The sequence below is a fragment of the Thermodesulfovibrionales bacterium genome, assembly GCA_035686305.1.
In the GTDB taxonomy this organism is placed as follows: Bacteria; Nitrospirota; Thermodesulfovibrionia; order Thermodesulfovibrionales; family UBA9159; genus DASRZP01.
The window spans coordinates 1-6830 of the sequence record DASRZP010000003.1; the positions used below are offsets into that span (position 1 = coordinate 1).

General features: G+C 49.9%; 8 protein-coding genes and 1 other RNA gene. 3 read left to right on the forward strand and 6 right to left on the reverse strand.

Annotated features, from left to right (window positions below; translation table 11 throughout):
- Positions 1-258: 258 nt before the first annotated feature.
- Positions 259-480, forward strand: a complete 222-nt coding sequence (locus VFG09_00300) for a hypothetical protein (protein ID HET6513580.1) — start codon at positions 259-261, stop codon at positions 478-480.
- A 174-nt stretch (positions 481-654) separates the two neighbouring features.
- On the opposite strand, the gene VFG09_00305 is transcribed toward VFG09_00300, so the two are convergent.
- Complete coding sequence (locus tag VFG09_00305) at positions 655-1305, reverse strand: recombinase family protein (GenBank protein HET6513581.1); 651 nt, start codon at positions 1303-1305, stop codon at positions 655-657.
- 125 nt (positions 1306-1430) lie between these two features.
- On the opposite strand from VFG09_00305, the gene VFG09_00310 reads away from it, so the two are divergent.
- Positions 1431-1595, forward strand: coding sequence for a ribbon-helix-helix domain-containing protein (locus tag VFG09_00310; protein ID HET6513582.1), 165 nt, complete (start codon positions 1431-1433; stop codon positions 1593-1595).
- A gap of 278 nt (positions 1596-1873) precedes the next feature.
- Positions 1874-2215: a phage holin family protein gene (locus tag VFG09_00315; protein HET6513583.1), complete on the forward strand. Its 342-nt coding sequence runs from the start codon at positions 1874-1876 to the stop codon at positions 2213-2215.
- 268 nt (positions 2216-2483) lie between these two features.
- Here the strand turns inward: VFG09_00315 and VFG09_00320 are convergent, their stop codons facing one another.
- The 5 genes from VFG09_00320 to VFG09_00340 form a co-directional block, all read right to left on the reverse strand.
- Positions 2484-2711: a phospholipase D-like domain-containing protein gene (locus VFG09_00320; GenBank protein HET6513584.1), complete on the reverse strand. Its 228-nt coding sequence runs from the start codon at positions 2709-2711 to the stop codon at positions 2484-2486.
- A 1083-nt stretch (positions 2712-3794) separates the two neighbouring features.
- Positions 3795-5108, reverse strand: coding sequence for a DNA polymerase IV (locus VFG09_00325; protein HET6513585.1), 1314 nt, complete (start codon positions 5106-5108; stop codon positions 3795-3797).
- Positions 5109-5126: 18 nt separating this feature from the next.
- Positions 5127-5720 carry a transcriptional repressor LexA gene (gene lexA / locus VFG09_00330; protein HET6513586.1) on the reverse strand — a complete coding sequence of 198 codons (594 nt, stop codon included), beginning with the start codon at positions 5718-5720 and terminating at the stop codon, positions 5127-5129.
- 205 nt (positions 5721-5925) lie between these two features.
- Positions 5926-6272, reverse strand: a transfer-messenger RNA (tmRNA) gene (ssrA, locus tag VFG09_00335).
- A gap of 225 nt (positions 6273-6497) precedes the next feature.
- Positions 6498-6830: arsenosugar biosynthesis-associated peroxidase-like protein (locus VFG09_00340; protein HET6513587.1), on the reverse strand; the 333-nt coding region annotated here is incomplete at its 5' end.

Here is a 6830-nt window from a genome sequence, read left to right on the forward strand (position 1 = left end):
AAATGCACTTGGCCTTATTTTATGCTCTTTCAGACGCTATACGAGGCTGGATATCATTAGGTAGGCAATTCAATGGCTAAATTGAAGTGCAATTCCAATTACTTACGAGACATGGGAGATCCATCGGCGAAAGTCGGGTCAAAAAAAGTGCAAGGCAAATAAGATATGAGCGAAAAGATTTACAATCTCACAGATGAAGACTTCTCAGGACTAAAAGAGAAGGGGAGAGTATCATGACTGGTACACAACAAAAAAGCAGTGCCGATAATAAGCTATGCTCTATATGCGGAAAAAGATTCCCTGCAGCCGAGTTCTCTTACGGCCGGAGAGATAACAGGTCATACTGTCAAAAATGCAATAAGGAGGAGAAGGAGGCTTATCGGCAGGGAGGCGTTGAATCCGCTCGTGAATATAGGGCACGTAAAAGAGCAGAATGGAAATCGGCTTAATCAGATACGGCGCTTGGCCGAGGCTTTCTGAAGCTTTCATCCCCTGCAAGCGAGGCACAGGCTTAGAGGAGCGAAGGCATTAGACGATTCGAAAAAAAGTCTTGCGAAGAAGATTGCCCTTTGTACCTCGCATAATGGTCAGGTTACTCCGCGGTCTCAGGTACTGTGAGGACATATCATTTGTTATGTCCACAAATCACCTTTCTTATGAACACAAATCTCGGTCGTACTCGAACCCATCTCTGTCTAACTTTCCGGCCCGGTAAAATGAAAGGATTTTGTGAACAGTTGTCGGCGGCTGCTTCGTGGCCTTGGCGATTTCCCGGATCGACAGACTCGGGTTCTGTTCGAATGTCTCGATGATTTTCCTCTTGGCGATTGGTGCAAGGCCCTTTCTGCCGAGTTTCTTGCCCTTTCGCCTTGCATTGTCAATCCCCGCCTTTACACGCTCCCTTATGAGTTCCCGCTCGAACTCCGCCATGGCGCCGATTATATGAAACATAAGCCTCCCCTGAGGCGTAGTAAGGTCTAAATTGTCTTGAAAGGATATAAACCCTATCCCGAGGCCTGAAAGCTCATCCAAGGCTGTCACAAGCTGTTTAAGCGACCTTCCGAAGCGGTCAAGCTTCCAGACAAGGACAACATCAATCTGACGCTTTCTGGCAGCATCCATGAGACGGTCAAGCTGAGGACGGCGCTCTTTCGTCCCGGAGATCCCGTTATCCACATATTCGCCAGTGATGGTAAAGCCCCTCCTTTGGCAATACTCCCGGAGGGGTGCAAGTTGCAATTCCGGGTCCTGACCTTTGTCGTGGGTTGAACAGCGGGCGTATAATGCGGCTCTTTCCTTCTTCATTTTCGTTCTCTTCCCCTTTGCCATCTTAGGTACCATGGTACCTTGTTATACATATTATCAAATGCTTGATATGTTGTCAAGATAATAAGTTGCCTTGTTATCATATTCTGGATTAGAATGAGAATATGAAAAGAAAGAAGGTTAAGAAAAAACAGACAGGCGTTAGATTGGAGCCCGAGCAGATAAAGGCGGTCAAATACCTTGCCGTGGATACCGATCGCACGTTCACTTCTCTTGTGGCTGAAGCAGTTGATGACCTGCTAAAGAAGCATCAGAAGAAGACTAAGTAGCTCCCTGCGGCTCTCCCGGTGCATCTTTCGCCCCACAGGCGGATGCGGTTTCGGCTCTCGTGGCCGTCTTTAATCTCATCCTTGGATTCTTCAATGGCGCAGCACTGAGGAAAGGAACGGGAACTCCTGGGTTGCTCGGCATCATGTCTCCTGCCTTGCTTTCTTCTTGACTGTACTTTTTTTGTTCTTTATACTTTACCCATAGAGAAGCAATATCTTATCAAAGATTGATGTAGCCTATACTGATTTCAAACGCAATCGCCGAAAGGAGCCATAAGATGATATTCCTGGTTCACTTGCTCATCACCATGATTGCCATCCTGATCATCTCCTACGTTTTCCCTCAGATCATGAAGGCCGACAGTTTCATGGCAGCTCTGGTGGCGGCTTTCGTTCTGGGCATCGTGAACGCCGTCCTCCGCCCCGTCCTGGTATTCCTAACGTTGCCCATTACGTTGCTGACACTGGGAATCTTCCTGTTGGTCATCAACGGATTGATGCTCCTGATCGTGTCTGGACTGGTTTCCGGGTTCAGGGTGAACGGGTTCTCCGGTGCGATTCTGGGTTCTATGTTAATCAGCCTGGTGAGTTGGATTCTCTCCTGGGGCATTCGGCCCTGATGACGCTGAATTGCTGTTTATTTTCGCTGGAGACCTCTTTTTAATTTCCATTATATTAATCTCCGTTTCTACATAAACGCTTGATCGGTTCGATTCCCACGGACTATCAGTTTCCAAAAAAACCTTTGAGTATGTGGCAAACGCGCAACAGTGCGGACTCCAGGAAGTGGCCAAATCACTCTTCGGGTAAGGGTCTGATATCGGCTTCTGTGATGATACTTTATTCTTGTCCATTAACGGCCCCAGGTTGCCCCCAGACGTGTGTAGATTACTTCCTCCCTTCATAAAGCATGGAATGTGCCTTGTGTTTCTGCCAGTTCTTAATATAAGTCTTTGCGACCTCTCCTGATCGGAGAACGATAAGGTTCTCTGCATTTTTGTCTTCCGCAGCCTTCGTAAAGTTGAAGCTGCCGGTGATAACCACTTCCTTGTCTATGATCATTATCTTATTGTGAGCTATGGCGTGCTGTGAATCAATGTAGGTGAGAATACCCATATGGGCCTCCATCGACAATTAAGCGATCTGTGAACCCTCATGAAGTTGTAATGAGCAAAATATAAGGCCAAGGATGCCTTTAAGTTTTCCAACTTCTTTGAGAAGGCGTTAGTTAAGCGAGTGAATCTTCTTAACTGCATTCTCATGGTCAAATTGTGCCTTTCTACGTAGGAAGTAGAAATATGGCTTTCATCGGGATTGCCTTGTATGATCGTGGATATGACCTCAGATACCTTCGGTGGGGAATAGCGTCCAGGCCCAGGGTTCACAGAAGCATAAAGTTTTGTCTGCATAGCATAGTTGATAGCAAGCCCGAATTGTTCTTCAACGGCATTCAAGATTACTTCAAAGAATTATTGAAGGTGCATTAAACTCTCCATTATTTCCGCTCGACTATAAACAATTACTCGAATCAAATTAGGACACTACCAGCCTTCCCGAGAACTTGACACCCATGGTAAATGGTGATACGGTTAAATCAGAAGAAGTGAATGCCTTGGGACGGGTTAAGGCTTAGAATCAAGTTACATGGATCAGTGGCAGGAGTTGGATGTGGTGAGCAAGCCTCCAGCAGCGAGGAGGAAGCCTAAAGCATCTACCGAAGCCTCAACAAAAAAACTGTCTAATGCATACCCGGAACCCAAGGTGTTGCACTTCTTGTTTTATTATTCGACCGCTCGATACAGCCCGGGGACTAAGCAATATCGAAAAGCGGATGCGCAATAACTTGTCTCATGAGAGGTGTTTCAGGTATTCCGACCCTGCTGAAAGCAGTTTCCACCCATACGTGTCTCCCATGCTGCTCACGTAGCCCCGTTCTATCGGTTCACCCATAGCATCATTGAATGTTTCATCATCGATATCCCGCCACAGGTGTCTCTTTAGCAATACCAATTTTACGGACAGATAATCATCCCTCTTGATTTTGAAATACCCCCTGGGACAAGCTGGGGTCTTCCTTCCTATAATCTGTTATTAATGAAATTCAGGGTGGCATGATCATCACCTGTATGTGGGTAACACCCGACTACATTACACGAGCACTCTTTTGACGGGGCAAGAGTTTCTGGTTGAACTCCGATTTCACACCTTGACATGCAGCATTGGCAAACCGAGCCTTTGCCTTTTGTTCTCCCCCTTGAAAAGATCCGTCTTTCGCTCCGGTGTGTCCCCTCTCTCTCCCTCGTGCTGTGACTGGAGCTTCGTAGGCAGACTTGCGGCGTGTTGGATAGCGTATTTCCCGAAGCGCTGCGAGAGCTGATCAACGGTGTCATATATCCTCGACATCTTCTCAATGCGTGCCGTGTTATCAAAGAGTGTATACTGTATCTTGTCCTCTGGCATTAATCCTGAAAGGACAACACCAGTCTGCCGGTAGAGAACCCCGGTCTGGTAAAGACGCCTGAAGCCCTCACCCAAAGGCCCAAAAAGGTCTGAGGGAAATGCGGTGGGGTGGCTCAACTTCAATTCAATCCCTGTATCCCTGAACTCCTGAGTCCTGAGAAACACGATAAGCCGTGTCGCGGCAAGCCTGTATCTCCGGGCCTTAATGCAGGCGCCTTCGAGATTCTTTGAGATCTGGGCAAAGATAAAGGTCTCGTCGCACGATGCAGGGGTGAAGGTCTTTGCCTTGCTTATTGACTGGTAGGTGCTCTTCGTTTCCGTGACGACGGGATAGACTGACCTTCCGTTCAGTTCGTGCCAGATCTCCTGATAGGGCTTGGACAGGTGTTTGTCTATGAACGCTTGATCTTTCCGCGCAAACTGCAAGGCGGTCGTTATCCCGAACTTCATGAGGAAGGCCGCAGTGTTAGGGCCGATGCCCCAGACCTTTTCGAGCGGCAGTTTCTCCAGGTACGTGTGAATGTCCCTGCCGGGAATGAGCGTCAGGCCATGGGGCTTGTTGTGTTTTGAACCTATCTTCGCGAGGACCTTCGAGAGGCTTACGCCGACCGAGACGCCGATCCCAAGTTCACGCTCCACGGTCTCCTGCATCTTCCCGGCGATCATGCCGTAGGGGCCATGAAAGGACCTGCGAAGGCCGGTGAGGTCGACAAAGGCTTCGTCTATGGAGTATTCCTCCACATCGGGGGAGAAACGCCTCAATATCTCGAACATGCGGACCGAGAAGAGGCTATAGGTCTCGTAGTCTGAAGGAAGGATCACGGCTTCTGGGCAGACCTTCTTCACCTCAAAGAGTCTCATCCCCCGCTGCACTCCCCTGGCTTTGGCCTCGTAACTGGCGGCAGCAACGATCCCCCGCTCTTTGCCGGTTATGACGGGCTTCCCCTTGAACTCGGGATGTATGGCCTGTTCACAGGAGGCAAAGAAGGCGTCTGCGTCGAGATGAAGGATCGCCTGGGGCCAGGAGCGTACGGTTAGCGGCTGGAGTTCCATGGAGTCCTCATAATGAGATTACTTGTACTTCCTCACAACCGCGGTAACGACACCGGCGATCCTGAGCTCCTTCCTAGCCCTGATGGGTTTATAGTCGGGATTTGCGGGTATGAGGGCCACGCTCTCTCCCCGCTTCCTCAGGTATTTCATCGTCCATGCGCCGTCGACCTCGGCTATGACGATATCCCCGCTCTTCGGGGTCTGCGACTTGTCGACGATCACCATGTCACCGGGAAGTATGCCTGCCCCGGACATCGAGTCTCCGGACACCTTAAGGAGAAACGTTGCCTGGCGATTCTGTATGAGGAGATCGTCGAGGGACAGAGTGTCTGCCAGTTCCTCCTCCGCAGGGCTCGGAAAACCCGCTTCCACGGTCCCCAGTACCCTGACCGAGCCGGCTATGGACTTTGGTATGAGCCTTCCCTTCTCGTCTCTTTCAAGGATGCCGATATCTTCAAGTCTGTTGATGAGTTTAAAGACTGCGTTCTTCGAGCGCAGGCCTGCCATCTCCCCGATTTCTGAAAAGCTCGGCATCCTACCCTTCTCACGATAGAAAGCAGATATGTCTCGTATCCGGGACCGAAGTCTATCTTTCTTCACATTCACTGTCATGGTTTCATTATAGGTGAACGATAGTTCACTGTCAAGAAGGGATTGATAAAACACTATCCTTGATTCTAGACGGGCGCATTGGAGAGGGTGGGAGGGCTTTAGAGGGCCAGGGCACAGTCAGTCTGGTGACATCCATTTATTGATTCCGGAAGGAAAGCGGAAGGAAAAACTTACCCCTTGAATTGTTTTATTTCAAGGGGTTTAATGGTGGAGGCGGCGGGAATTGAACCCGCGTCCGAAAGCACTACTCTCAGGCTTCTACATGCTTATTCTGCCTTTTGGTTCTCGGATGATGGGCCGCCGGCAGAAGGGCTTTCCATTATCCCATCCCCCTTTGTCTTGCCACGGGTCCGGGAGAGATACCCGCGGCCAGCCTGCTGCCTTACGCTGCAGATGAAACACAGGCGATTCCAGTGCAGCGTGCTGCTATTGGTTAAGCAGCCAGTGCCAGTTCGTTATTGGCGTTTGTGTTTGTTTCCACCTTTTAACGTGGTGATGGAGCCACGGCATGCCACCTGAGCCTCATAACCCCCGTCGAGCCCTTTCGCCCCCGACTGATAGGCATTGCCCTAATTAATTATACCATGATTGACCGAACTAAGTCCTCCATTACGGCCATCATTCACCATCAAAGAAAGCCGCGCTTTGCAAGGCATGTGAAACGCCGGGAAGGTGAGGCATGCGAGTACTTCGGAAAGCAGGATGCCTGAAAATGGGCGAATCCGTTGTTCTCATGCCGACAGATTGGTGGTCGATTCTGGTATGGCCGGTCGGCGCCTAGAGCGACATCTTCTCAACGGAATTATGCGCCTGTATCGCATGTATAAGTGAAGCGCCGCCGCGGACGGCAGAGGCAACATGAACAGCCTCTGTAATGTGTTCGAGGCTCATCCCCTCTTCCAGGCAGCTCCTGGAATAGGCGTCGATGCAATAGGGGCACTGGACGGCATGGGCAACAGCGAGCCCTATGAGCACTTTCTCTCGTTTATTGAGGAGACCGGGTTCAAGGGCAGCGCCGTACCAGGCCATGAATTTCTGGAAAAGCTCTGGATTGTGCTTGCCCACCTCTCCGAACCGGTCGAGGTCTTCGTCCTTATAGTATTCTGTCAT

Coding starts and splice junctions, on each gene's coding strand:
- VFG09_00305 (HET6513581.1), bottom strand. CDS start 1,305: ATGAAGAAGGAAAGAGCCGCATTATACGCCCGCTGTTCAACCCACGAC.
- VFG09_00310 (HET6513582.1), top strand. CDS start 1,431: ATGAAAAGAAAGAAGGTTAAGAAAAAACAGACAGGCGTTAGATTGGAG.
- VFG09_00315 (HET6513583.1), top strand. CDS start 1,874: ATGATATTCCTGGTTCACTTGCTCATCACCATGATTGCCATCCTGATC.
- VFG09_00320 (HET6513584.1), bottom strand. CDS start 2,711: ATGGGTATTCTCACCTACATTGATTCACAGCACGCCATAGCTCACAAT.
- VFG09_00325 (HET6513585.1), bottom strand. CDS start 5,108: ATGGAACTCCAGCCGCTAACCGTACGCTCCTGGCCCCAGGCGATCCTT.
- lexA (HET6513586.1), bottom strand. CDS start 5,720: ATGACAGTGAATGTGAAGAAAGATAGACTTCGGTCCCGGATACGAGAC.